Origin of the sequence: Moraxella sp. DOX410 (assembly GCF_032248735.1) — a bacterium.
GTDB classification, from domain to species: Bacteria; Pseudomonadota; Gammaproteobacteria; order Pseudomonadales; family Moraxellaceae; genus Faucicola; species Faucicola tetraodonis.
In genome coordinates, this window is record NZ_CP135141.1 from 12267 (window position 1) to 37719 (window position 25453).

Genomic DNA, 25453 nt, shown 5'->3' on the forward strand with positions numbered 1-25453 from the left:
GCTGGGCATTTGATGTATAATGTCATTTGCATTTCACTATTTATCAATTTCTCAGCCTGTTTTTTCCAGCCTACTTTTTGAACCACCACCCGGATATAAATGTAGCTATGAATAAAACAACTTTTAAAATATCAAAGATGGACTGCCCTTCGGAGGAAAACCTAATCCGAATGAAATTAGAGGGCCACTCGAATATTGAACATCTTGAGTTCGACATTCCTAACCGTCAATTAACTGTGTTTCATCATGACAATATAGAAGGGATAGAGACTGCTATTCATGACCTAAAATTAGGAGACACCTTACTCTCGACCGAAACCATTGACCCCTCTGATCCCAACAATAATTTTAAAGTTGATGCTGACTCTAGTCACAAAAAAGATGCTGAGCAAAGAAAGCTACTATGGATAGTGCTGGTCATTAACTTTGCTTTCTTTATTATTGAAATGAGCACGGGACTGATTTCTCGTTCGATGGGGTTGGTCGCCGACAGCTTAGATATGTTAGCAGATAGCTTCGTGTATGGAATTAGCTTATTTGCGGTCGGTGGAACGGTCATTAAGAAAAAACGGATTGCTAGAATTGCCGGATATTTTCAAATTACGCTGGCGATTCTTGGTTTTTTAGAAGTACTAAGACGTTTCTTTGGCAATGAGCAGTTACCTGACTTTTCTACCATGATAGTCATATCGATTCTTGCGCTAATTGCAAACTCGATTTGCCTCTATTTACTACAAAAATCGAAAAGCAAAGAAGAAGCCCATATGCAAGCCAGTATGATTTTCACTTCAAACGATGTGATTATCAATTTAGGGGTAATTGTTGCAGGGATTTTGGTTAATTGGTTACACTCTAGTACGCCTGATTTGATTATTGGTAGCATCGTATTTGCTTTAGTTATTCAGGGCGCCTTTAGAATATTGAAGTTGAGTAAGTAGCCAAGCCTAATAACTGAAGCAAATAGCTCAAGTAAGTAGCTTAATTAAACCGCTAAGTGTAAAGTAACTGGGTTTGAAGCAAATAAACATCATAAGGATATGAGACCTCAAGCAATGATTGAACAAACTTTAAATCTAGTCACCACCAAAGACCATCAGCAAGTTGCCGTTTGGCGAATAATAGATGATGAAGTCTTTGATAAGAATCTGGTGGTGGTCAACTAATTTAGGACACTAATAAAATTCAAACCTACATGGGGTCAGCACAGAATTTGGAGAAAATAGCACGCTGAGGAAATTTGTTTGGTCTTTTTATGATTGAAAATACCGGCGTTCGTCTCATTTACTTTAATGTATTAGAAGATGGGCTGATTGTGATGTCTTACTTCTACGCAAAAAATGAACAAGAAAATATATCGCCAAGTGAGCTTCAAAAGCTAAAAAGATAACCGATGAAAACAAATTTTCCTAAAGACTTCGATATTGAAGCAGCTGTTCAAGCGATTATTGATGATGAACCTGATTTAGTTGCAGAGCGAGACAATTTGATTGAAGCATTGAACCAAACCAAAGCAGGCATCTTTGCACGTACGACAGACATATCAGATACGGCTCAAGTCCGTCATCAAGCAGGTTTGTCACAAAGTCAATTTGCCAAAATCCTAGGCATTTCGGTCAATACGTTAAAATCTTGGGAGCAAGGTCAACGCAAACCGAGTGGTTCAGCACAAGTCTTACTCAAATTATTAGGCAAAAAGCCTGAGTTAATTGATGAGATTGCTCATTTGGCGTAGTACTTGAAGCCTTTTAGTAACTACCCTTCGTTGATTTTAATTAAAATTTTCTAATAGGGCCTATCTATATATTTATTGGATGGTGATTTGTAGACAAGTTAATTGATAAAAATAGGGGCGATTTGCCCCTGTTTTTTCGCCTAAATAAAATTGTCTAAAAAACCCTCGTTTTTTGGACAAATTGAATCGTATCAACTTGGGGTCAGCACGTAATTCGGTTCATATTGTACGCTAGGTACATTTATTGAATTTTATGTGTTTGTTGTTTAATAAATTTATGAAAATACTCTTAATTAAATTGCATATTATTCATCTCTATTAAAAAGGCAAAGGGTAAAAAAATAAGTCTTTGATTTTAATAAACTTATTAATAAACAAAATTCCTTAGCGTACTATTTTCTCCGAATTCTGTGCTGACCCCTTCTATAATTATTTATATGCAACATATTGACTAATGATGTTGCTTAAAGTATGCTAGCGTTACTCAAGGGGAGTAACTTCTCACTTTATTAAGTTTGTGGCTTATCGTCATTACATAAGGCATTGTTCAATTATTAGCCCTTATCGGTAAGTCAGCTATTGTCACAATAGTTAGCCAGACCTTGACTCGTTGTTAATCATTTGTGGTTAGCATGGGTCAAGGTTTTTCTGTTTTAGGCTAACCTTCTTCCATTGCTTCCACGACACTATCAATTTTTTGATGAGACGTTTAAGGAGCGATAATGTTACTTGCGAGTTTACCTGCCAACACCGAAGCGATAGCTATCGGCAGTCCGATGTTATACGCCGTGTTTTTTGCCATTGTGGCAACATTACTGTTAGTCGATTTTTTTACTTTTAAGACCCCGCCGCCAGGCGAATCCGTATCCATGAAACAGGCAGGGATTTGGAGTGCGATTTGGGTTGGTGTCTCTGTGCTGTTTGCAGGTGGCTTATGGTGGTATCTAAACGGGTCGTTTGGCTCGGCAATCGCCAATCAAAAAGTCGGTGAATTCTTCACGGGTTATTTACTCGAAAAGTCACTCGCCATTGATAACGTGTTTGTGTGGCTCATGATTTTTGCGGCGTTTGCGGTGTCGCCTGCGATGCAGCGTAAAATTCTACTGTATGGCGTGATTGGTGCCATTGTCATGCGTACCGTGATGATTTTTGCGGGTGCGTGGCTGGTAAGTGAGTTTAGCTGGATTTTATATATATTTGGTGCCTTTTTGCTGTACACGGGTATCAAGATGTGGCAAAACCATGATGAACAAGAAGACCCAAAACAGTCAGGCTTGTATAAGTTTTTACAAAAACATTTGCGAATCAGTGATGATAGCCATGATGCATCGGGTCAAGAGCGATTTGTACTGGTTAAAAACGGCGTTAAGTATTTCACCCCATTAGCGGTGGTGCTGATTTTGGTGGAATTGTCGGATGTGATTTTTGCGGTGGATTCGATTCCCGCGATTTTTGCGGTAACCACCGACCCGTTTATTGTATTGACAGCAAATTTACTGGCGATTTTGGGTTTACGTGCGATGTTCTTCTTGTTGTCAGGCTTGGCGGATAAGTTCCATTTACTGCCGTATGCATTAAGCGTGATTTTGGTGTTTATCGGTGCCAAGATGCTACTGCTTGAGGTGTTTCACGTGCCGATGGCTATTTCACTCGGCTTTATCGCTACGGTATTAACGATAACGGCGATTTTGTCAGTGAAATTTCCGAATTTGGGTAAAGCATAGACCCGACGGTAATTACCGATTGCTAATGATCATGTTTAACTGTGATAAAATAAGCCTTTTTTACAAAGGCTTATTTTTTTTATGATGGAAAAGCTGTTTAAAAATAGCCGTTATTTGGTGTTTCTCACGATTATTGTGAGCCTACTCTCTTCAGTAACGCTGTATGTTGCTTCATTAAATATTATTTTTCATGTGCTATCCGACTTTATTACCAATCCCGCGGTTAAACCCCTTGATGGGCAGATTTTGGCGGTTAATCTGCTAAAGACGTTGGATATTTTATTGATTGCATTAAGTTTTCAGATGATTGCGATTGCCTATTACCGTTTATTTATCTCCAACAAACCTGCCCAAGAATCTCGTTTTTTAACTGTACTTGGCATTCATGATTTTCATGACTTAAAAATTAATTTGATGCAAGTATCGATGATCATTTTGGTGATTTTATTTTTGGAGCAAGCCGTTGAAAGTGGCGCTAATTTTAATACTTTTCTTTATGGAGCTGCCATTGCGATGGTGGTTGGGGCGATTGTGTTAGCGATTAAAAGTTTACGACATTAATAGTCGAATTGTTTAGTTACAAATTGCTTTAATTAATTTAAGCAATTATTTGGTTTTTAGTGTTGCTTAAAATATACTCATGATCATCAAGGGGAGTAACTTCCTGCTTTTTTAAGCTTGTGATTTATCGTCAATCCATGTGGATGTTACCATCCCATCGGTAAATCAGCTATGACCATTTAACCTTATTTAAAGGTTTCCCATAGTTAGCCAGACCTTGACTTGTCTTTTGCTAAGGTAAGAGGAGGTCAGGAAAACCGCTAACAACGCCCTATTTTATCCAACTTTCCCACCCAATCTGCCCTAGTTATTGACTCAACAATTTTAATGACTGATTAATTACTTAAAAGGGTATAGTTTTCATGATAGAACTATTGGCTGATCCATCGGTTTGGCTGGGTTTCTTCACACTTGTCATTCTAGAAATCGTTCTGGGTATCGACAATCTTGTTTTTATCGCCATTCTTGCCAACAAATTACCACCTCACCTGCGGGATAAAGCCCGTAACTTAGGCTTGACGTTAGCCTTAGTCATGCGACTCGGATTGTTGTTCGTGATGTCTTGGTTAATCACCTTGACCAATCCCATTGCGTTATTCGGTTCGCTCGATATCTCTGTTCGAGATTTAATTTTGATTGTCGGTGGTGTGTTCTTGTTGTTTAAAGCCACGGCAGAACTACATGAACGTATCGAAGGCAAACCTGAACACACCGGCGGTAAGCAAATTTACGCCAGTTTTACCGCTGTCGTCATACAGATTGTGATTTTAGATGCGGTATTCTCGTTTGATGCGGTGATTACGGCGGTCGGTATGGTAAAACAGCTTGAAGTGATGATGGCTGCCGTAATCGTTGCTATGGCGGTGATGCTATTTGCTTCAAAGCCGTTGACGAACTTTGTCGGTCGTCACCCAACTGTCGTGATTTTGTGTTTAAGCTTCCTGCTCATGATTGGCTTTAGCTTAATTGTTGAAGGTTTTGGTTTTCATTTACCCAAAGGCTATTTGTATGCGGCAATTGGTTTCTCAATCTTAATTGAAGCCTTTAACCAGTTTGCCCAACGTAACCGCACCAAATATGAAAATCGTGTACCACTACGTGAGCGTACCGCCGACAGTATTTTACGACTAATGGGTGGTAAAGCAGAGCCAAACAGTGAACTCGTTAGCGAAGATAGGCCATCTGATACGGAAGTCGCCTTTGTCCAAGAAGAACGCTATATGATTAGCGGCGTGTTAGCCCTAGGTGAGCGAGATATCGAAACAGTGATGACACCGAGCAATGACATTTCATGGGTCGATATCAATGGGTCGTTGGCTGATATCAAGACACAGGTGTTAAGTACCCCGCATAGCTTATTACCGATTTGCGATGGCTCAGTCGATAAAATCTTGGGTGTGGTGCGTTCTAAGAGTATTTTATCAACGCTTGAAACGATGACAGACGCTGATAAACAAGCCTTGTATGATTTGGCAAAACAGCACCAGCCCGTGTATGTGTCAGACACGATTGATAATTTGCATTTGATTAAGCTACTTAAAAATGCCAAAGGTAATTTAGCCATCGTGATTGATGAGTTTGGTCAAGTGTCAGGTTTGGTCACGCCGCTGGATTTGTTTGAAGCGATTGCTGGTGAGTTCCCTGACGAAGACGAATCACCAGAAATTACCCAGCATGATAATCATTGGTTGGTCGATGGTACCGCAAGCTTAGACCAGTTGCGCTTAGAACTCGATAACTCCGATTTGTTTGCGGATGCAGAGCAGTTGACGATTGGGGGTTATATGGGTGCGAATTTGCCCAATTTACCAAATATCAATGACAGTATTGTGGAAAATGGTTATCGCTTTACTGTTATCGAGATCTTCTCAAATCGGGTGATGTTGGTGAGAATTGAGCGAATGACTGATCAATAATTGTGTTGTGGTGTTAAAAAATAAGCCCCGAAATAGGGGCTTATTTTTTGATTTAATAAATATTTAGCCAAACTTTGATAATGAATTAGTCAAAAAGGACTGTGCCCAATAAAAATAATTATTTTTCACCATTTTATAAATCAAAACCCATATCTATTAGATATGCTACAGTCAATTCTCAATTAAGTAAAACACTTGTTATTGTTGAAAAGGGAACCCGTTAAGGAATTCAGCAGTTTTGTCGTATTTGGCGTTCAATAATAACCGCTATTATTTACTTTAATAAAAACATATCAATAATATTAGGTTCTGTTGAACATTCAAAGCTTCAGCCAATGATAAGCAAAGGCTAGAGCGACCAAATTCTCATAATTACGTTTAAGCTTCTCATACCTTGTCGCAATACCCCGATAATGCTTGATACGACAGAAAGCATTTTCAACCAAATGACGAGACTTGTATAAATGCCAATCCATATGTACATTTGATAGTTTAGTGTTACGCTTTCTTGGAATATTAGCTATGGTTTGACTCTCTTCAACTTTCTCACGAAAGCACTGAGAGTCATAGCCTTTATCAGCACCAAGTATCACAACATCACTTAAATCTAAAGTATCAATCAAGTCAGGTGCTGCTTTAACATCGTGGGTTACGCCATCGGTAATGATGAAACGAATGGGATTGCCGTGTGCATCAACCGCTAAATGAATCTTACTGCTGTTGCCTGCGACACTTTTATCAATGCCTTGCCCTCTCATGTCACCACTACTACTGTGCTGATGAGCTTTAATATAAGTTGCATCGATAAACAGCCATTCCATGTCTGGAAAGTTAATCATCTTTTCAAACAATTTGATGAGCTTATTACTTTGTGACCATCGGTTAAAGGCTTTAAATATCGTGTTGGTCTTTCCAAAATATCTGGGTAAGTCCCGCCACGGTATGCCTGTTCGCATTTTATATAAGATCCCTTCTACGGTCTTTCTTAAATTGGCATAGTCATAGATGCCAATTTCTTGTAGAATGGGTTTTAGCTTCTTCCAGTGTTGATTATTTAGCATAAGACGAGGCATAGCGAACAGTCTTCTTTTTGGGTCAGAGCTTAAAGTTTACTGCTTCGCTATTTTTTTATCAAAATTTCCTCATTATGTCCTTTTGTATATTAAATGTTCAACACAACCTAATATAATTTTCTTTAAATAATTTTTAAAAAACTTAATTAAAATACTTTAGCCTGATATCAAATAACATAAGTTGTCGTAATTTTTTTAAATCTGCTTTTTTATTAAATTTTATCTTAGTATACTCAAACAAAAGATAATAGGATAAACATAGGTCGAAAAATGTGGTCAGATACTGATTCTAAAAAGGATTTTTTAAATTATTCGGAAGCTTCCGAGATAGTAGTTAATGTGTTAAAAACCCCCTCGATGTTACCTATTTCAATAGGCGTGTTTGGCTCATGGGGAACAGGTAAGTCAACCATATTGAATTTAATTGAAGATACAATCCAGGCAGAAACTAATAATGATTTTATTATTATCAAATTTGATGCCTGGTTATACCAAGGTTTTGATGATGCTCGTGCTTCCTTACTTGAAGTAATAACACTAGAAATCGCAAAATTAGTTCAAGATAATGAAAGTCTTTTTAAGAAAACAAAAAAAATTAGTAAGAGAATTAATAAGTTAAGGTTATTTGGATTATTCACCGAAGGGGCTGCATTAGCCGCAGGTGTTCCTATGTTTGGTATGGCTTCCAAAGCAATTGAAGCCGTTGGCAATGGGTTCAACGGGCAAGCAAACGAAGAAGATGCTGAGGCAGTAAATAAATTTATCGAGAGTGGACAAGAAGGAACTAAAGATTTTCTTAATGAAGAAGCTCTATCTGCACCAAAGGAAATCGCTGCACTAAAAACAGAACTTGAGGAGCTTTTAACAGAGTTCAATAAAAAAATCATCGTATTTGTTGACAATTTAGATCGTTGTTTGCCGAAACAAACCATACAAACTCTAGAATCTTTACGCTTATTCTTATTTATGAAAAATACAGCATTCGTTATCGCTGCTGATGAAGACATGGTAAGACATGCTGTTAAAGAACATTTTAATGGCATTGATGAAAAACACGTTACCGATTACTTGGATAAACTGATTCAGTTCCCTGTCAAAGTCCCTAAAATTAGCACTAGGGAAGTAAGAGCTTACTTATTTCTATTGTATGCTTCAATTCACCCCACTTATGGTCAGCAACAAGAAAAACTGGAAAATCTTAGAGAGGGATTGGAGAAAAATTTATGCCTTTCTTGGAAAGAAGATCCAATCACTGTGAACGATGCACTAGAGCTTTTAGATAGTGATGCTCCAACTGTACAGAATCTTTTAACTGACTTTGGCGTAGCTGACCGTATCGCTCCTTTGTTAGCTTCTTCAAAAAATGTTGAAGGTAATCCACGTATTGTTAAACGAATGCTCAACGTCATTAGTATGCGAAATATGGTTGCTAGTGCACGTCAAATGCCCATAGATTTAAAACTCATTGCGAAAATGGCATTATTTGAGCGATGCTGTGACTCTAAAGCAGTTTCAACCTTATACAATGAGATAAATGCGACGGCCGATGGTAAACCAGAAATTTTTGAAAAACTTGAATTATCAAAAGAAGATTTTGAGCAGTTTGAGAAATTATTACCAAGTGAGTGGGAGAAATATAAATGGTTTATTTTTGACTGGATAAATTTAGAACCAACATTGTCTAATAGAGATTTACGCCCATTAGTTTATTTAAGTAAGGAAACTGTACCGCTAAGGGTTATTTCTAAAGGGCTTTCAGAACCTGCAAGTCAAGCATTTAATTTGCTATTGCGTACAAATAAGGTCTCCTCACGAGCCGCTTTACAAGCCATTAGTATCATTCCTGACGGTGAAGAGATGAAAGTAATGGGATTAATATTAGATGAGCTGCGTAAAAATTCTAATTGGGCCGATAAACCAAATGGTTATGCAGGTGCGTTTTTATTAGCTAAAGAAAGAGAAGAAACCAGACCTCAATTTAAAGCATTTTTCTCGGAAGTAATGCCTACATCAAAACCTTGGTTCAAAACATCAGTGAAAGATGAAGAATGGTTCAACAACTAATTTTAGGGAGTGACAAATTTATGGGAACATCAACTTCCAGTAAAGGAACAAATGGGCAATCACCGTTAGTTCCTTCTTGGGCTAATGAAGATAACCAACCAATACCCAATATTGATAGAAATTTAAAGAGATTTAGAGGTGAGCTAGGTAAAGCTGCGGGAAATAAATCAAGCAATCATCTCAAGAAAGCTATCGGTCATTATGCCAAACATGCAACTGGTGGCAAAACTGTAGGTCCAAAACGTTACCAGAAAATAATTAGAGCAGGCGGTGGGTTATTTGATGTATTTAAGAACATTCAAGCTGGCAATGATTATTTAGGTTTGAAATTATCTGATTTAAATGGTCAACCAATCGATATTGTCATTGATAAAATCATTGAAATAATCCTAGAAGTTGATGGTGATGCTGAAAGAATCAGAGCAAGTTTAAATCAGTCCTTATCAAAATGTTTAGATGGGGTAGAGGACTTCGACGCTAGTCAAATTTCTGATGATTTGATTATTGATTTAATGCTTAATTACACCTCAGAATACTTATTTGAAGAAATTATGCTAGATTCCAGAACATCGTTTGACAAGGCAGATACGCCAGAGAAATTTCTTGAACTAGAAAACGATTTACATGCTCTGATTGAATCTTGTGTAGATAAACATATGAGTGAACAGCTAAAAGAAAACAAAGATACACTAACCCGCAATGACATTGAAACCATCCAACAAACCGCACTTAAAGAGATTTGGACCGAGTGGGAGGACTATCTAAATGATTGAACTATATTTTGAGACTGACCTCACTAGATTACCTAATATGTCAAGCAATGTATTACCAGTCCGGATGTTTGGCAAATCTGCACTGGAAGGTATGTACAACAGTATTGGCGGAGCTGCTTTACAAGAATTCAGAAGATTACAAGAACAGCCTGACGAAACAGCTTTTGACTTAATGATGTTATCGTTAGCAGTTACTGCCGCTGATACTTTCGTTGAACGAAACACCAGAGCAGAAGATGCTTGGTGTCGTCAATTTAAGGTTCATCTACCTTTACTAGAACCAGATTTGTGGCAACAACAAAGATCATTACTTCAAGAAACTTTACATTTTCTCAGCGGTGACTTATGGGATTTTGAATTTAGTCAAAGTGATTTTCAAATACCAAGTAAGATAACGCATCGACGAGCTCGAAAAATACACATCGATAATCATGACTCGGTTTGTTTATTCTCTGGCGGTCTCGATAGTATGATTGGAGCCATAGATTTAACACAACAAGGGAAAAAACCTGTACTAGTCAGCCATGCTTATCCAAAAGATAGGGAAAAACAGGATGATGTTTATAACAAACTTCGCCTTACTAATGCTAAATTTCAAGTCGTCGCAAACCCAAGAAAAGTAAAAGAAATCCCAGTCGATGTACAAATGAGAACACGGAGTTTTAACTTTATTGCATTTGGAGCATTGATTGCTACTGCGTTATCAAAAAACCACTATAATAATCAAACCGTTAACCTTTATATCCCAGAAAATGGGCTTATTTCGATCAATCCACCATTAACAGCTCGACGAATTGGTTCATTGAGTACAAGAACAACCCATCCCTTTTTTTTAGGAAAGTTGAACGAGTTGTTTGTCAATATTGGTCTGCCTGTTAAGCTATTGAACCCTTACCAGTTTAAAACAAAGGGTGAGATGATAGTAGACTGCCAAAATCAGACTTTACTGAAAAAAGTTGCCGTTGATACAGTTTCCTGTGGTAAATGGAAACGCTCAGGTACTCAATGCGGCAGATGTGTGCCATGCTTGATTAGGCGAGCTTCTTTTAATACAGCTACTTATAATGATACTACACCATACCAATTCCCAATTTTAAACGATGTCATCAAAAACCCTAATAATAGAGACGATTTGATGTCTATGATTGTCGCTATTCAGAGTTTAGAAAATGCTTCGAATAAAAATATTTGGGTGGCAAGGTCTGGTTCATTACCATTGGAGAAAACTGAACGTCAGAGCATTATCGATACTGTTTTAAGGGGAATGGGTGAAGTGAAAAATTATTTACAAACTCAAAATTTGGATGTAACTGTCTAATGTACCCATTGATTGATCTGCATTGCCATTTGGATTTATATGAAAATTCGCATAAAGTCGCTTCTTTATGCGATGCTTCAAGTTATATCTTATCAGTCACGACAACACCTAAAGCATGGTTCGGTACAAAGGAACTTGCAGAAAACCATCAAAGAATTCAAACAGCTCTTGGTTTGCATCCACAGATAGCTCATGAACGTAGTGAAGAACTAGATTTATTTGACCTATTAGTGGACGACACAAAATATATAGGTGAAATAGGATTAGATGGCTCGCGCTCACTAAAACAATTTCAACCGATTCAACAGAAAGTTTTTGAGCATATTGTTATACAATCGAATAAGTCTACTCCTAAAATTTTAACCATTCATAGTCTTCAGGCTGTGGATAGCGTACTTGACTGTTTAAAAAATCATTTTTCAAATGGCGTACCTGTTCTACACTGGTACACAGGAAATGAAATTCAATTAAACAGAGCGATAGCTAATGGCTGTTGGTTTTCAGTAAATCAAAGGATGCTCTCAACCAACAAAGGAAAACAGCTCGTCAGCAGAATTCCCAAAAACTGCATTATCACTGAAACGGATGGCCCATTTGTTAAGAGTAAAAATCAGCCAATTTTGCCTGGCGAAGTTATGCCAGTAATCAATAGTTTATCTAAGCTTTGGAATGAACCAAGAGAGCAAGTTATTGCTAGAGTTTTCGAGAATTTTAAAAACCTTATAAGGCAAGTGACTTGGTGAACAACAATAAATCCCAAAAAATATTTTTAATTTTACCATTTATGTAGAAATACTTCAAAAATCGTTAAAAAGGGTGTCCAACTTTCGGGGTTCAGATCAAAATAAGTGGGCACTATCTCGTATTTTTTAGAATGGTGGTAGATGGGATGGTCGGATGCTTACACTGATTGTGATGTCTTACTTCTATGCAAAAAATGAACAAGAAAATATTTTGGCAAGTGAGCTTCAAAAGCTAAAAGGATAACTGATGAAAACGAATTTTCCTAAAGACTTCGATGTTGAAGCAGCGGTTCAAGCGATTATTGATGATGAACCTGATTTGATAGCAGAGCGAGACAATTTGATTGAAGCATTAAACCAAACCAAAGCAGGTATCTTTGCACGTACGACAGAAATATCAGATACGGCTCAAGTCCGCCATAAAGCGGGTTTGTCGCAAAGTCAATTTGCCAAAGCCTTAGGTATTTCTGTCAATACGTTAAAATCTTGGGAGCAAGGTCAGCGTAAACCGAGTGGCTCAGCGCAAGTCTTACTTAAATTATTAGGCAAAAAACCTGAGTTAATTGATGAGATTGCTCATTTTGCATAGTACTTGAGCCCTTCTATTAAACACCTTTTAGTGAGTGTAATCGAAAGTTTCTTATAAGCTCTGTTTAAAGATGTGTTGAACGCTGATTTATAGATAGGTTAATTTACAAAAATAGGCATAAACTTAAGAAAATAAGAAACTCTATGAAAACATCTGTTTTCCGTAGGCTAGTTCTATTATCACGCGAATCTATAATGGTATAATACTCGCCAAAATTCCTTAGCGTGCAATATGACCCGAATTCTCAGATAACCCCTGGTTAAAGTGTGGCTTGTTTTTTTACACTCTACCTTATTCGATATCAGCAAAGAATTAGGGAAATATAGTCACAGAAACATAAAAGTGATACAAGGCAGGCGAACGAAACTGTACAAATAGTACTGTGAGTGAGCCTAACGCCGTAGCACTTTCTGTCTTCGAAGACTATAGCAGTCTAGCCGCTTTCGGATAAGCCAAGGCCACGTTTGTGAGTGCATTTATATCTACCCTTTGACCCAAAATTTTGTTTCTAGACATTAAGTTAGTTATAAATGGCAGATTAGGTATGAGACCATTATCGTTTATCCCAGTCTAGAACTTTTGAAATCTACGTCTTTTATAATACTCGTTTTTATTGTTCAAACGATGCTAACTATAACATTGCCATATATAAGCGATACAACATTTTACTTTTAATTCTTATTATGATTGATATAATCAAATTTTAGCTTAAATATGAAAAATAAATTCTATATTTTGCTATATTTAGAAATATATTTTCTTATTATTTTTTGTTTTTGATATTTATTTTTTATTTAATTTTAAAATGGAAGTTACACATGAATAACATCAATTTAGAAGAAACTTTTAAAACATTGCGTGGGCAAACAGGTAATCCAGCGGTTAGCGTATTTATTCCGACCCACCGTACTTTCCCAGACAATGAGCAAGACGCAATTGCCCTAAAAAACCAACTTAAAATCGTCGAAGAACGTGTCACCAATGAATACGACAAGCGTGTTGCTGCAAGTGTGATGGAAAAAATCCATGCCCAAACCGATGAGCTTGACCATAACTATAACTTAGATACGCTGGCTGTGTTTGCCACGCCTGAATCTGCTCAAGTGGTGCGTTTGCCCTTTGATGCCGCTGAGCGAGTCATCATTGGTGAAAAGTTTGCGACCCGTGACCTCATGCGTAACTTATCAGAAGGGGTTGGCTATTATGTGTTGGTAGTTACGCCTGAAAAAGCCCGTCTGATTGAAGGCGTGAATAATCGTCTGGTTAAAGAAATTAAAGGCGGTAGCGAACGTCAACAAACAATGAGCGAGTTGACCTTCCCTATTAACAACTCAACGCTACCCAACAACAGTAAAGCAGACCGTACAGGCTCATCAGACGATGATATGTACTTAAAAGAGTTCTTTAACCGTGTTGATAAAAGCTTGCAAGAGCTTTATAACAAATCACCACTACCTGTGATTTTGGTGGGTGATAGCCACAATATTGGTTTTTATGAAAAAGTGTGCGACCGCCCTGATATGATTATTGGTAAAGTCGATAATTTAACATATCTGAACGACAGCAAGCCAGAGGACATTATTGCTGGCGTTCAAGACATCGTTGAGCAAAAGCGTCAGACTCGTTACGAAACTGCCAAAGGCGACCTTGAAAAAGCTCGTAATGAAAAGATGGTGCGTACTGATTTGCAACAAATCTATCGCTCGGCGTTTGAAGGCAATGCGGTAACGCTATTGGTTCGTCAAGGTCATAGTGTGCCTGCGAAGATTGATGAGAAAGCACAGACCCTACAAGTCCAAGATGATGCTACTGCTGAGGGTGTAACCGATGATGCGGTTAGTGAAATCATTGAATTGGTTAGCCATAAAGGTGGTGAGGTGGTATTTGTACCCACTGAGCAAATGGATGAAAAGGAGCCGATTGCGTTGATTACTCGTTACTAATCGTCGAATCGTTTACAATGAAGGGTAGGACAATGGTCTTACCCTTTTTTTATTGAGTAAAATAGATGAATAATACGCATTTGGTCGCTCAATGGCTACAGCGACAGATTAAAGATAGTTCAGCAGTTGGGTTAATGCTGGGTTTTTTTTGTCTATATGTGTCCTATGTACCAATGTTGTTGCCACGGGTCTGGTGGTTGCAGGCAATCAGTGGTGGCATTAACGCTATCGTTGGTTATGCGTTTGGAATGCTGTTGGGTCTTATAGGGTATTGGTTACAGCGTTTATTAAAAAACTCCAATCATCAATCAGCTATCAACCACCTAAATATCTTACCAATAATGACGATGGTATTAGGATTTTTAGGTGCGATTGGTTTTGCTTTTTATCATTACCAGATTACTGCCAAGATTGCCCAACAGGTCCAGATAACACCGCCGTCATTGCTTAATGTCAGCGGGGCTATGCTCTTAAGTCTATTGCTTTGGGGGTTGGTGGTGTTTATCGCTCGCTTGATAAAGCAATTGGTGTTGATGGGGGTAGAACGTGGCTTTCCACAGTTTTCTACTACCACAAAAATGAGTATGAAAGCAGGGGCTTTTTTACTACTGATTGTCGGATTGGTTACGTTAAGTCGAGATTATATCTGGCACAAAGTTGTCGAGAAAGTCGCCTATAGTGCCATGCAGCTTGATACCTCTGAACCCGATACCCTATCAGCCCCATTCTCACGGTATAAATCAGGGTTTGATAGTGGGCAAACGGGGCATAGTAATAAAGAAAAACCTGCCCAACAGTGGCAGGAGTTGGGGCATTTTGGACAACGCTTTGTCTCGCTTGGGGCGTCGCAGAAGGATATTAGCTTGCTGACAGGATTGCCTGCCAAAGAGCCGATTCGGGTATTCGTTGGTTTGAATCGTCAAGAACCTGATAAAGCGTTGTTAGAAAAAATGGTGCAGACCGCCCTTGATGAGATGGATAGAACGCAGGCGTTTACCCGCCGCTATATCGTGATACAAGGGGCTACAGGACGGGGCTGGATTGAAGAGTACAGCAGTCAGGCGGTTGAGTATTTGACCCAAGGCGATGTGGCAACGGTGGCGATTCAATACTCGTATTTACCCAGTCAATTTTCGTTTTTGTTGAATGGTGAGCTTGCCACGTTTGCCAATAGCGAGTTGATAAATGCCGTCAAACAACGTCTTGAGCAAATGCCGATTGATAAACGCCCTAAACTATTGCTTGCAGGAGAGTCGTTAGGGGCGTATGCCAGTCAATCGCTTTTTAACAATTATGATGATGTCATTAATCGTATTGATGGGGCGGTGTGGGTGGGAACGCCAAGATTTAGCCCACTATGGCAACAACTGGTGGCGAATCGGAATAAAGGTTCGACAGAAGCCTTGCCTATTATTCACAGCGGACAACATGTGCGATTTATGGATAATCCTGCCTCATTAAAACAACTGACAAATGATTGGCAGTCACCACGAATTGTATTTTTGCAGTATGCGACAGACCCTATCGTGTGGTGGTCGTCCAAGATGCTATGGCAAGCACCTGACTGGATGGCAGAACCCAAGGGTCGAGGGGTTAGTCATTTACCTAGATGGTTGCCTGTGTTAAGTTTTTGGGAATTATCTCTGGATATGCCAGCGTCTAACCAAACGCCTGCAGGATTTGGTCATATTTATGAAGATGATATCGTGTATGCGTGGGCGGCGGTACTCGATAATTCACAAGTTGACCCTAAGCAAGTGGCAGAAAGAATTGAACAGCGAATAGCATTCACAAAAGAGAATAAATAGCTATTTTTATATTAGGAGGGTCTATGAGTAATTTTCAGCAAACGCTTAAGCGGTTTTTTGCGATGGATGCAGCGGCTGGTATTGTTTTAGCCATCGCTGCACTACTGGCAATGATTGTTGCCAATTCGCCATTGCAAGAAAGCTATGAGCATTTATTGCATTTTCCGATTGCGATAAGTTTTGGTGATTTCGTGGTGAAACACCATTTGCTTCATTGGATTAATGATGGGTTAATGGCAGTGTTTTTCTTTTTAGTGGGGCTTGAGCTTAAACGTGAAATGATGGTAGGGGAATTGTCCAACCCACGCAACATCATTTTACCTGCACTCGCTGCCATGGGTGGCATGGTGTTTCCTGCCTTAATTTATTTGATGTTTAACTACCAAAACCCTGATTTTGCTAAGGGTTGGGCGATTCCTGCGGCCACGGATATCGCCTTTGCGTTGGGGGTATTAACCTTACTGGGTAGCCGAGTGCCGCTGTCGCTTAAAGTGTTTTTAACCTCAATTGCGATTTTCGATGATATTGGGGCGATTTTAATCATTGCTTTGTTTTATTCCAGTGGGTTAAACCTAGCCGCCTTAGGGGTTGCCGCTTTAACGCTTGCAGTATTGTTTATCATGAATCGTTTTAATGTCACTCGTATTTCTGCGTATGTCATTATTGGATTGGTGTTATGGGTGGCGATGCTTGAATCGGGTATTCATGCCACGATTGCTGGGGTATTGCTGGCGATGTTTATCCCAATGACTGATTCGGCAAACCCTAAAATCTCACCGTTAAAAGAACTTGAGCATGATTTGCATCATACAGTGAGCTTTTTGATTTTGCCCGTATTTGCCTTTGCCAATGCAGGGATCCATTTTGGGGGAGCGGAAGGAGGCTTTATGGCGTCACTCACCCACCCTGTGTCATTGGGCATTATCATGGGATTGCTAGTCGGTAAAATGCTGGGTGTGATGTTATTTAGTTGGCTTGGGGTTAAGCTAAAGCTCGCCAATCTGCCACAAGGCATGAACTGGGGTCAAGTAATTGGTGTCGCTGCCCTATGTGGCATTGGATTTACCATGAGTTTATTTATCGGGAGCTTGGCGTTCGCAGGATTGGAGATTAAACCGTTTGATGAGCGATTAGGAATTGTCATGGGTTCAGTTTTAGCAGGCATTATCGGTTATTTTTATCTGAATAAGACATTGCCAAAACAAGCCTAGCCTTTAACTATCCTATACCTAAAATGCGTTTTTATCATTGATAGCGGTAAAAACGCATTTTTTAATTGAATAGCAAAGTGAGTTTTTTATGTTGATTGCGATTGTGGCATTTTTAGTGGGGCTAGCTATACTGGTGTGGAGTGCCAACGTGTTTATTGATGGGGCAACGGATTTGGCCGTCAAGTTGATGCGTTAAAAGAAATCGGCTGTGAGCGAATTTTTGAAGACAAAGCATCAGGCAGTAATTCCCAACGTAAAGGATTGGATGATTGTCTCAACTATTTGCGAAAAGGCGATGTGCTTGTTGTTTTGGATTTAGATCGGTTAGGGCGGTTAGCCAGTGACTTGATAAAGTTGATTGATGAACTGGCTGAAAATGGCATTGGCTTTAAAGCGATTAATTCACCGATGGATACCACCACCCCTGCAGGTCGGGCGTTTTTACAAATTCAAGCCGCTTTTGCTGAGATGGAACGTAATATTATCCGCCAGCGGGTGAAAGAGGGGATTGCCGCTGCTCGGGCTCGAGGGCGTAAAGGTGGTAGGCCCAGAATCATGACCGCTGAGAAACTACGTTATGCCCAGCATCTGATGGCTGACCAAACCAAAAGCATTCCAGCGATTTGCAAAGAGCTTGGTGATATTCCCAGTAGTACACTCTATCATTATGTGACAGCGAAAGGGGAGTTGAAGAAAGCTGGAGTGGACTTGATAAGCAAAATCGAATAATTACAGTATTTTTGAAAGTTTCTATTTTTCAGCATTCTAAAATCGATTGTTAACTAGTAGATTTAGTATTATAATGCAATGTATCATATATTAAAGGTTTGCTATGTATACGGTTGCCTAGACAGAAAGCTTTAAGGCTGAAATTGCTCAATTGTTAGATTTGGATGATCGGTTGGCTTTCTTTACTTACCTGTCTCAAAATCCATTAAAAGGTGATGTGATTCAACATGGCAAAGGGTTAAGAAAAATTCGTTGGGCAACCAGTGTTAAAGGTAAGTCGGGTGGGGTTCGAGTTATTTACTACAATATGCTAGATGATGGACTGATAGTTTGTCTAGCTGTGTATGCCAAAAATGAAAAAGAAAATATTTCTGCCAAAGAATTAAAGTTATTAAAAAATGAAAAGCAAGGAAACCAATCATGAAACCTGTCAACTTTTCTGATTTAGATATTGCCAATATTGTTGAAGCAGTTATTAAAGATGATCCTGATGCGATTGTGATTAAGGACAGTTTAGCCAAATCACTTTCTCAATTGAGAGAAGGACGGTATGCACCCGTATCGGAAGCTAGCCAAGTCCGTCAAAAGACAGGCTTGTCGCAAAGTCAATTTGCCAAGTCATTGGGTATTTCAGTCAATACTTTAAAGTCTTGGGAGCAAGGTCAGCGTAAACCGAGCGGTTCAGCTCAAGTCTTGCTTAAGTTATTGGGCAAAAAACCTGAGTTAATTGATGAGATTGCTCATTTGGCATAGTACTTGAGCCATTCTAGTAACTACCCTTCTTTGAGTGTAATTGAAATTTTCTCATAGGGTCTATTTACATATTTATTAGATACTGATTTGTAGACAGGTTAATTTACAAAAATAGAGGCGATTTGCCTCTGTTTTTTCGCCTAAATGGAAGTGTCCAAAAAACCAACGTTTTTTAGACACCTTGACCTTTATCAATTTTAAAAATACTCGACTAAATTCCTTAACGTACTATTTTCTCCGAATTCTGGGGTAACCCCATTATAATCTCTTATCGGTTGTCTAGCTTTATTATGCCACTACATAGCCATCGTCGTCTAATACGATGTCGTCTTTGACTTTTTCCCATACGAGCTTGGGTTTTAGTTTGTCATGACGTAGGTATCGATTGATGCGGTCATGACTAATTGATTCAGGATGATGTTCTGCGTAGTTGGTAAGGGTGTAATTGGTTTGGCTTACCAGTAAATATTGACAGTAGTCTAATCTAAGCGGGTGATAGCTTTTTTCTTCATCTCTTTATGCTACTATATTTTTATCCGCTTTCGCAAAATTTTATGCTTTTTGCGTAAGTCCTAATTATAAATGCCAAGCATAAGGTTTTGGCATTTACTCATTTAGTGATTTCAAAGTTACAGATTAACCAGTGATTTTAGCGTTACCCGTCACGTTTGAGCTGAAACCAACTTATCAATAGAGATTATCATGTCAAATAAATATTCTATTAAATTTTCAATCCTCGTCAGCTTATCAGCGTTATCTTTGGTCGCTTGTGGCAATCAAGTCGCGAAAAATAGTCAAACAGATACCATCGCCTCAACGCCTCAAACAACTCAGCAGCGTCAGGCGATAACCACCATTCCTAACGTTCAAACTCAAATCTCAGATACATTGAAAAACAATACGTTAACGGTACATCGCGACCCGAACTGTGGCTGTTGTCATAGTTGGATTGAGCATGCTAAATCCTACGGTGTGATGATTGTTGACAAAGTCACCAGTAATGAGGCAGTTACAGCGATCAAAGCGCAGCATCAATTACCAACGTCAATGTACTCTTGCCATACCATCATAAGCCAAGACGGTTATGTGTTTGAGGGTCATGTGCCGGTCAAGTATATGGATAAGTTCCTACAAAACCCGCCCAAAGACGCTATTGGTCTAGCCACACCGGGTATGCCAATGGGTAGTCCAGGCATGGAAATGGGTGATCAATTCAGTCCTTATACTATTATGCTGATAAAAAAAGACGGTAGTACCGCGCCTTATGCTAGTATTAAACAAGCAAACGAACAATATTGAAGATATTAGCCAGTACAGCGCTAGGTAACACTGATTGGGTCACGTCCGGCTATAGGACGTGGCTCTCATATAATATTACAGCAGATTGAGTAAGTTATTTAGTTAATCATCATAAGCAGTTACCCCACATTCTGCTAATGTGAGAAAGGCGGGGTGGTCGGATACTTATTTTAATCCAAATTCTATGCTGATGCCTAATTTATCAGGCCACATCAAAGAAAGCTAAATCAAAGGCTTTAAAGTGATTTTCCAGCTTTTTAGGAAAGTTACAACTTCGCCTAAATGCTCGCCTTACTCGATGTCTGATAATGCAATTATTACCTTCAATGCCTTTTGCAGTCTTTGTATTTATAGTTTCGCTTACCATAGCTTTTGAAACCATTTTTCTTTATATTGTCACTTAGACAGGCTGGGCATTTGATGTATAGTGTCATTTGCATTTCACTATTTATCAATTTCTCAGCCTGTTTTTTCCAGCCTACTTTTTGAACCACCACCCGGATATAAATGTAGCTATGAATAAAACAACTTTTAAAATATCAAAGATGGACTGCCCTTCGGAGGAAAACCTAATCCGAATGAAATTAGAGGGCCACTCGAATATTGAACATCTTGAGTTCGACATTCCTAACCGTCAATTAACTGTGTTTCATCATGACAATATAGAAGGGATAGAGACTGCTATTCATGACCTAAAATTAGGAGACACCTTACTCTCGACCGAAACCATTGACCCCTCTGATCCCAACAATAATTTTAAAGTTGATGCTGACTCTAGTCACAAAAAAGATGCTGAGCAAAGAAAGCTACTATGGATAGTGCTGGTCATTAACTTTGCTTTCTTTATTATTGAAATGAGCACGGGACTGATTTCTCGTTCGATGGGGTTGGTCGCCGACAGCTTAGATATGTTAGCAGATAGCTTCGTGTATGGAATTAGCTTATTTGCGGTCGGTGGAACGGTCATTAAGAAAAAACGGATTGCTAGAATTGCCGGATATTTTCAAATTACGCTGGCGATTCTTGGTTTTTTAGAAGTACTAAGACGTTTCTTTGGCAATGAGCAGTTACCTGACTTTTCTACCATGATAGTCATATCGATTCTTGCGCTAATTGCAAACTCGATTTGCCTCTATTTACTACAAAAATCGAAAAGCAAAGAAGAAGCCCATATGCAAGCCAGTATGATTTTCACTTCAAACGATGTGATTATCAATTTAGGGGTAATTGTTGCAGGGATTTTGGTTAATTGGTTACACTCTAGTACGCCTGATTTGATTATTGGTAGCATCGTATTTGCTTTAGTTATTCAGGGCGCCTTTAGAATATTGAAGTTGAGTAAGTAGCCAAGCCTAATAACTGAAGCAAATAGCTCAAGTAAGTAGTGAACCGTCCCGGGATTGTCGGAAACCCAAAACTCTGAGACAATACCCTTATGAAAACCAAACAATACTCAACTGAAATTAAGACTCGAGCCGTCGAATTACTCATCGAATCACAAAAAGATTATCCCTCACTCTGGGCAGCCATACAAGCCATTGCTCCGAAGTTTGGCTGTACCCCTGAAACCCTTCGTTCATGGCATCAAAAGCACCTAGCAAAGCAAAATCCCATCACTGTTACCACCGAAAGCCAAGCCGCCCGCATTGCCGAGTTAGAGCGAGAAATCAAAGAATTAAAGCAGGCTAATGAAATCATTCGCAAAGCCGCTGCTTTTTTCGCCCAGGCGGAGAAGGGCCGCAAACCGAAGTAATGGTCAAATTCATCGATGATGAAAAGAAAAAGTATGGGGTCGAGTCGATTTGCAGAATCCTGCCAATCGCCCCATCCACCTACTATCGTATCAAAGACGAGCAAGAGAACCCAGAAAAACAAAGCCGTCGCAAGCAAAGCGACAAACACCTTATGGAGCAAATCAAACAGATTTGGCGAGACAGTGGCTGTCGCTATGGCATTCGTAAAGTCTGGCACAAACTCAAACAAGACGGTCTACCAAAGCTTGCTCGCTGTACTGTTGAAAGGCTCATGAAACAGCTTGGCATCCAAGGCGTATGGCGGGGCAAAGGCAAAATCACCACCAAACAGCGTGATGACCAAGACAAGCCGAATGACCTTGTTAAACGCAACTTTACTGCAGATAGCCCAAACAAGAAAAGACTCTTGCGGAGCAGTGCTCCTCAGGTCGCTGACTTTACCTATATCAAGACTAAAACAGGCTAGGTTTACACCGCCTTTGTCATTGATGTGTTTAAACGGGTCATCGTCGGTTGGAAAGTATCCAATCGCATGGATACCCAACTGGTACTTGATGCGTTAAATCAAGCACTGGATGCTAGGCATAGACCAAAAAATGTGATTCACCATAGCGATAAGGGTAGCCAGTATCTATCCATCAAATACAGTGAACGGCTCAAACAGCCAGGGCTTGCCGCATCTGTTGGTACGACTGGTGATTTCACTTCGGGCATAGCCCTACGTCTTGCACTCGGGCAAAGCAGTGCTTCGCTATTCCTCGCTCAGACAATGCTTTAGCCGAAAGCGTGAATGGGCTATATAAAACGGAGGTGATTGACTATTTTAAACCTGAATGGAATGGTGTGAATGATGTTGCATTGGCGACCCTTGATTGGGTACACTGGTACAACCATGAACGATTGCATTCTACCAATGGATATGTATCGCCTGAACGAGGATTAGCGAAGCACTGCTTTGCCCGAGTGCAAGACGGAGAGCTATGCTCGTAGTGGACGCGGAAAATATCTACTATTGTTCATTAATTCCGTCAGGCTATGCTGCCTGACTCAAGCAAACCTGTCTCCGATAAAACCAGGACGGTTCAATTTGTCTGAATAACAATGATTGAATATATTAAACTTTAGAAATTTTGCTAAATGTTTTTTACCCATATTTCACCTATCTGAAATTATGTTAAACAATACGCCCGTGATTTGTAGTAGCTTTTAAAACCAAAAAGAGTAATATGCCTATCAAAGCGGTATTACTCTTGATTTGCTAATAGTGTTAAGACTGCCACAGCTAAGCATGTTGCAACATATTCTCAGGAAATTTACGGACAAAGGTATTACGCACCTCATCGTAAAGAATATCATGCAATTGAGATAAATCAGATTGACTGGAAAACCCATCTAAACGAACCAACTCACGCTCTACCCAGACGCGTAGCGCCATAAAATTATCCAACCCCTGAGGCACCGTTAAAAAATAAGCAAGCCTTGTTCCCTCATTCACCTCAAACTCTAAGATAAGCTTATTGGCAATTAAATTTGCCTGCTCACGAATTAGCGCATTTCTTTTTTGCTTAAACAATAGCTGCTGTAACACCATTTTTTTCATTACTGTCTCCATACCTCATTGGCATATTAACTATCTATTGAAATAATTGAATATGGCAACTACAATTTTTATGAGATAATACCTACTCCCTTTAGAATAAATATTCGCCAACAAATACTTTGTAGTTACCAGTAAGTACATGCTATCGTAAAAAGTAGTTGCTGGCAAATACTTTTTACTTACCAGTAAGGAAATTTTGTGATCTTATGTAATTTACCTGTGCTGTTAGCTGAACGACGTATGAAAGTTGCTGATCTGATAAGAGCAACTGATATCAGTAAATCAACCTTACATCGCCTCTATAATGGCGATACCACCCGTATTGAATTTGATACGTTGAGTAAGTTATGTGAGGCGCTGGGAGTTGAAGCTGGCGATATCCTTAAATATGCGCCTGATGATGACAATGCCAACAAAGCTTAAGGAGTAATATTTAAATTAGTATTGCGTGAACTGTAAGTGTAATTGACTAGTTAGTTGGCTGATATACGGAAAAATTTCGTGTTCACTGAATTTTCGAATAATTCGATGCACTATCTTTCACAAGTATTTGATTTTTAGTTATTTTATTTTAAAGCAATTATACGATTTTCTTAGCATAACGGAAAAATTCCGTGCTAGGGTATTTAGTCGATTTTGCTTAATACAATGGGCGGTGTTAAATACCATTTACCCTTAAAAAGCTCTATTCAAAGTATACGTTATTATTGGTTAGAGTTAATGCTAGTCTGACTATTCATCAATTTCACCAAATCATCATCTGCAAAAAAATAAGCTGGTGATACCTGTAGCACTTGGGCAATTCGTTCAAGTGTTAATAAATCCGGTAAGTGCACCCCTTTTTCATAACGATTGATACGCGTGCTGGCTACAAATTCGTCCAAACCAATTAAAATGCCTAATTTTTCTTGTGTCAGTTGTTTTGCTTTTCTAGCTTCTTTAAATCGCTTTGAAAATAATTGTTGTAAACCCATAACTTTATCCCACCACTAAAGCTACGAATTTCGTATATTTGCGTTGATTTTTTACTACGAATAACGTAGTATTTTTTAAAATACTCGTTTATCCGGCATCCGTTGACAAAATGCGATTGTCAATCATCAAAGATTGCGCCAATTTTTAGGATTATCATGACCATCCAATTAATTCCTGCCTTCGATAATAATCCGCCTAAGTTTCATCGACTACCTAAACCTGGTAAAGGTTTTAAACGCTACGTTAAAGTTATGGGCATTATTAGTTTAATTTTAGCTTTTATTAATGGGTTAAGTGTCCCAAGTCATTTTTTCACTGCCTTTATGAAAGGGTTGGGTATTATGCTACTGCTCCAGCTTCCTGTCATATGGGTGGTTGCCACCATTTTTAAGGCCAGAGTGGCAGCTACCAATGGCTTAGTGGTCACAACCAATCTACCAATCCATGAGTATTATAAACAAGCTTTTATTCAGCAAGGCTATCAAGTCGATTTTGAAAGTGAAGGCGTTGTGATCGACGCTGCGCGTCGCAAAATAGGTTTTACCCAATCCACCACGGGCATTGATCCAAAAACCCGACTGGTAAACAATATGCTTGTCTGTGATTTTCATGATGTACAGCGTTGGTACGTCTCAAATATCCAGCATAAAACCAAGTTCTCTGGCGGTGTTTCTGCTGCTCATAATAGTGCCACTGGGATTACCACGGTTTATCAATCACCTGGGTATGAGCGCGTCGATTTATCTTCGTTTCGTATTGTGGTTGAAATCAATTACCCACCCTTTCCAATACAGGACTTTCGCGCTAAAAATCAATTTGATGCGGATCAATGGGTTGCAAGATTATCGAGTTTGATTAATAATTAATAAGATTAAACAATTTTTTACT

Annotated in this window: 25 protein-coding genes, 4 pseudogenes and 1 other annotated feature; of the genes and pseudogenes, 23 read left to right on the forward strand and 6 right to left on the reverse strand. The window is 39.1% G+C overall.

Going from position 1 to position 25453, the window contains the following annotated elements; translation table 11 throughout:
- The first annotated feature begins 107 nt into the window (after positions 1-107).
- The 6 genes from RNZ41_RS11460 to RNZ41_RS11485 all read left to right on the forward strand — a co-directional run bounded on the left by RNZ41_RS11460 (position 108) and on the right by RNZ41_RS11485 (position 5933).
- Positions 108-938, forward strand: coding sequence for a cation efflux transmembrane domain-containing protein (locus tag RNZ41_RS11460; protein ID WP_314027882.1), 831 nt, complete (start codon positions 108-110; stop codon positions 936-938).
- Positions 939-1252: 314 nt separating this feature from the next.
- Positions 1253-1387 (forward strand): hypothetical protein, encoded by a 135-nt coding sequence (locus RNZ41_RS11465; protein WP_257619763.1) that lies wholly within the window; start codon positions 1253-1255, stop codon positions 1385-1387.
- Positions 1388-1390: 3 nt separating this feature from the next.
- Positions 1391-1732 (forward strand): helix-turn-helix domain-containing protein, encoded by a 342-nt coding sequence (locus RNZ41_RS11470; RefSeq protein ID WP_314027904.1) that lies wholly within the window; start codon positions 1391-1393, stop codon positions 1730-1732.
- A gap of 722 nt (positions 1733-2454) precedes the next feature.
- The gene (locus tag RNZ41_RS11475) at positions 2455-3456 is read left to right on the forward strand and encodes a TerC family protein (RefSeq protein ID WP_060994617.1); all 1002 of its coding nucleotides are present in this window, start codon (positions 2455-2457) and stop codon (positions 3454-3456) included.
- Positions 3457-3537: 81 nt separating this feature from the next.
- A complete protein-coding gene (locus RNZ41_RS11480) occupies positions 3538-4017 on the forward strand; it encodes a YqhA family protein (protein WP_095356921.1) in 480 nt (159 codons plus the stop codon).
- 362 nt (positions 4018-4379) lie between these two features.
- Entirely contained in the window at positions 4380-5933 is a 1554-nt protein-coding gene (locus RNZ41_RS11485; RefSeq protein WP_060994619.1) for a TerC family protein, read from the forward strand.
- A gap of 320 nt (positions 5934-6253) precedes the next feature.
- Here RNZ41_RS11485 and RNZ41_RS11490 read toward each other — a convergent pair whose 3' ends face one another.
- Positions 6254-7006, reverse strand: a complete 753-nt coding sequence (locus RNZ41_RS11490) for an IS5 family transposase (protein WP_065253672.1) — start codon at positions 7004-7006, stop codon at positions 6254-6256.
- Between the two features lie 270 nt (positions 7007-7276).
- On the opposite strand from RNZ41_RS11490, the gene RNZ41_RS11495 reads away from it, so the two are divergent.
- The 12 genes and pseudogenes from RNZ41_RS11495 (at position 7277) to RNZ41_RS11550 (ending at position 18937) form a co-directional block, all read left to right on the forward strand.
- Complete coding sequence (locus RNZ41_RS11495; protein WP_314027910.1) at positions 7277-9070, forward strand: KAP family P-loop NTPase fold protein; 1794 nt, start codon at positions 7277-7279, stop codon at positions 9068-9070.
- A 20-nt stretch (positions 9071-9090) separates the two neighbouring features.
- Positions 9091-9843 carry a hypothetical protein gene (locus RNZ41_RS11500; RefSeq protein ID WP_314027912.1) on the forward strand — a complete coding sequence of 251 codons (753 nt, stop codon included), beginning with the start codon at positions 9091-9093 and terminating at the stop codon, positions 9841-9843.
- On the forward strand, positions 9836-11161 hold the full coding sequence (qatC, locus tag RNZ41_RS11505) for a Qat anti-phage system QueC-like protein QatC (protein ID WP_314027914.1): 1326 nt from the start codon (positions 9836-9838) through the stop codon (positions 11159-11161). The genes RNZ41_RS11500 and qatC overlap by 8 nt, the downstream gene beginning before the upstream one ends.
- Positions 11161-11904: a Qat anti-phage system TatD family nuclease QatD gene (gene qatD / locus RNZ41_RS11510; RefSeq protein ID WP_314027915.1), complete on the forward strand. Its 744-nt coding sequence runs from the start codon at positions 11161-11163 to the stop codon at positions 11902-11904. Before qatC ends, qatD begins: the two co-directional genes overlap by 1 nt.
- Before the next feature lie 247 nt (positions 11905-12151).
- Positions 12152-12493 carry a helix-turn-helix domain-containing protein gene (locus RNZ41_RS11515; protein ID WP_060996132.1) on the forward strand — a complete coding sequence of 114 codons (342 nt, stop codon included), beginning with the start codon at positions 12152-12154 and terminating at the stop codon, positions 12491-12493.
- A gap of 818 nt (positions 12494-13311) precedes the next feature.
- Positions 13312-14436, forward strand: coding sequence for an AOC03_06830 family ribosome hibernation factor (locus RNZ41_RS11520; RefSeq protein ID WP_219332326.1), 1125 nt, complete (start codon positions 13312-13314; stop codon positions 14434-14436).
- Positions 14437-14501: 65 nt separating this feature from the next.
- On the forward strand, positions 14502-16244 hold the full coding sequence (locus RNZ41_RS11525; RefSeq protein WP_060994965.1) for an alpha/beta-hydrolase family protein: 1743 nt from the start codon (positions 14502-14504) through the stop codon (positions 16242-16244).
- A gap of 23 nt (positions 16245-16267) precedes the next feature.
- Positions 16268-17455 carry a Na+/H+ antiporter NhaA gene (gene nhaA / locus RNZ41_RS11530; protein WP_036604826.1) on the forward strand — a complete coding sequence of 396 codons (1188 nt, stop codon included), beginning with the start codon at positions 16268-16270 and terminating at the stop codon, positions 17453-17455.
- Between the two features lie 88 nt (positions 17456-17543).
- Positions 17544-17642 (forward strand): annotated as a pseudogene (locus tag RNZ41_RS11535) (calcium/sodium antiporter); the annotation flags it as partial.
- Between the two features lie 29 nt (positions 17643-17671).
- A complete protein-coding gene (locus RNZ41_RS11540) occupies positions 17672-18184 on the forward strand; it encodes a recombinase family protein (RefSeq protein ID WP_314027924.1) in 513 nt (170 codons plus the stop codon).
- Between the two features lie 172 nt (positions 18185-18356).
- On the forward strand, positions 18357-18608 hold the full coding sequence (locus RNZ41_RS11545) for a type II toxin-antitoxin system RelE/ParE family toxin (protein WP_227715641.1): 252 nt from the start codon (positions 18357-18359) through the stop codon (positions 18606-18608).
- Positions 18605-18937 (forward strand): type II toxin-antitoxin system MqsA family antitoxin, encoded by a 333-nt coding sequence (locus RNZ41_RS11550; protein WP_096489728.1) that lies wholly within the window; start codon positions 18605-18607, stop codon positions 18935-18937. Before RNZ41_RS11545 ends, RNZ41_RS11550 begins: the two co-directional genes overlap by 4 nt.
- Positions 18938-19231: 294 nt before the next feature.
- Here the strand turns inward: RNZ41_RS11550 and RNZ41_RS11855 are convergent.
- Positions 19232-19399: pseudogene (locus RNZ41_RS11855) on the reverse strand (IS701 family transposase); the annotation flags it as partial.
- 240 nt (positions 19400-19639) lie between these two features.
- Here RNZ41_RS11855 and RNZ41_RS11555 point away from each other — a divergent pair.
- Positions 19640-20236, forward strand: a complete 597-nt coding sequence (locus tag RNZ41_RS11555) for a DUF411 domain-containing protein (RefSeq protein WP_007116040.1) — start codon at positions 19640-19642, stop codon at positions 20234-20236.
- Positions 20237-20438: 202 nt separating this feature from the next.
- Here the strand turns inward: RNZ41_RS11555 and RNZ41_RS11840 are convergent.
- Both RNZ41_RS11840 and RNZ41_RS11860 read right to left on the reverse strand, forming a co-directional pair.
- A pseudogene (locus tag RNZ41_RS11840) lies at positions 20439-20567 on the reverse strand (IS1 family transposase); the annotation flags it as partial.
- A complete protein-coding gene (locus RNZ41_RS11860; RefSeq protein ID WP_418001145.1) occupies positions 20560-20676 on the reverse strand; it encodes a transposase-like zinc-binding domain-containing protein in 117 nt (38 codons plus the stop codon). The pseudogene RNZ41_RS11840 and the gene RNZ41_RS11860, both read right to left, overlap by 8 nt.
- A gap of 75 nt (positions 20677-20751) precedes the next feature.
- Here RNZ41_RS11860 and RNZ41_RS11565 point away from each other — a divergent pair, with 75 nt between their 5' ends.
- Together RNZ41_RS11565 and RNZ41_RS11570 are read left to right on the forward strand one after the other, a co-directional pair.
- On the forward strand, positions 20752-21582 hold the full coding sequence (locus RNZ41_RS11565) for a cation efflux transmembrane domain-containing protein (RefSeq protein WP_314027882.1): 831 nt from the start codon (positions 20752-20754) through the stop codon (positions 21580-21582).
- An 89-nt stretch (positions 21583-21671) separates the two neighbouring features.
- A pseudogene (locus RNZ41_RS11570) lies at positions 21672-22980 on the forward strand (IS3 family transposase).
- Positions 21947-22063: a sequence feature (AL1L pseudoknot), on the forward strand. Its footprint overlaps the pseudogene before it by 117 nt.
- 292 nt (positions 22981-23272) lie before the next feature.
- Here RNZ41_RS11570 and RNZ41_RS11575 read toward each other — a convergent pair.
- On the reverse strand, positions 23273-23590 hold the full coding sequence (locus RNZ41_RS11575) for a hypothetical protein (protein ID WP_060994299.1): 318 nt from the start codon (positions 23588-23590) through the stop codon (positions 23273-23275).
- A 198-nt stretch (positions 23591-23788) separates the two neighbouring features.
- Here RNZ41_RS11575 and RNZ41_RS11580 point away from each other — a divergent pair, with 198 nt between their 5' ends.
- A complete protein-coding gene (locus tag RNZ41_RS11580) occupies positions 23789-24013 on the forward strand; it encodes a helix-turn-helix domain-containing protein (protein WP_036596869.1) in 225 nt (74 codons plus the stop codon).
- Positions 24014-24294: 281 nt separating this feature from the next.
- Here RNZ41_RS11580 and RNZ41_RS11585 read toward each other — a convergent pair whose 3' ends face one another.
- Positions 24295-24564, reverse strand: a complete 270-nt coding sequence (locus tag RNZ41_RS11585; RefSeq protein WP_036596867.1) for a helix-turn-helix domain-containing protein — start codon at positions 24562-24564, stop codon at positions 24295-24297.
- Positions 24565-24720: 156 nt separating this feature from the next.
- On the opposite strand from RNZ41_RS11585, the gene RNZ41_RS11590 reads away from it, so the two are divergent.
- Entirely contained in the window at positions 24721-25431 is a 711-nt protein-coding gene (locus tag RNZ41_RS11590; protein WP_060996147.1) for a hypothetical protein, read from the forward strand.
- Positions 25432-25453 lie beyond the last annotated feature (22 nt).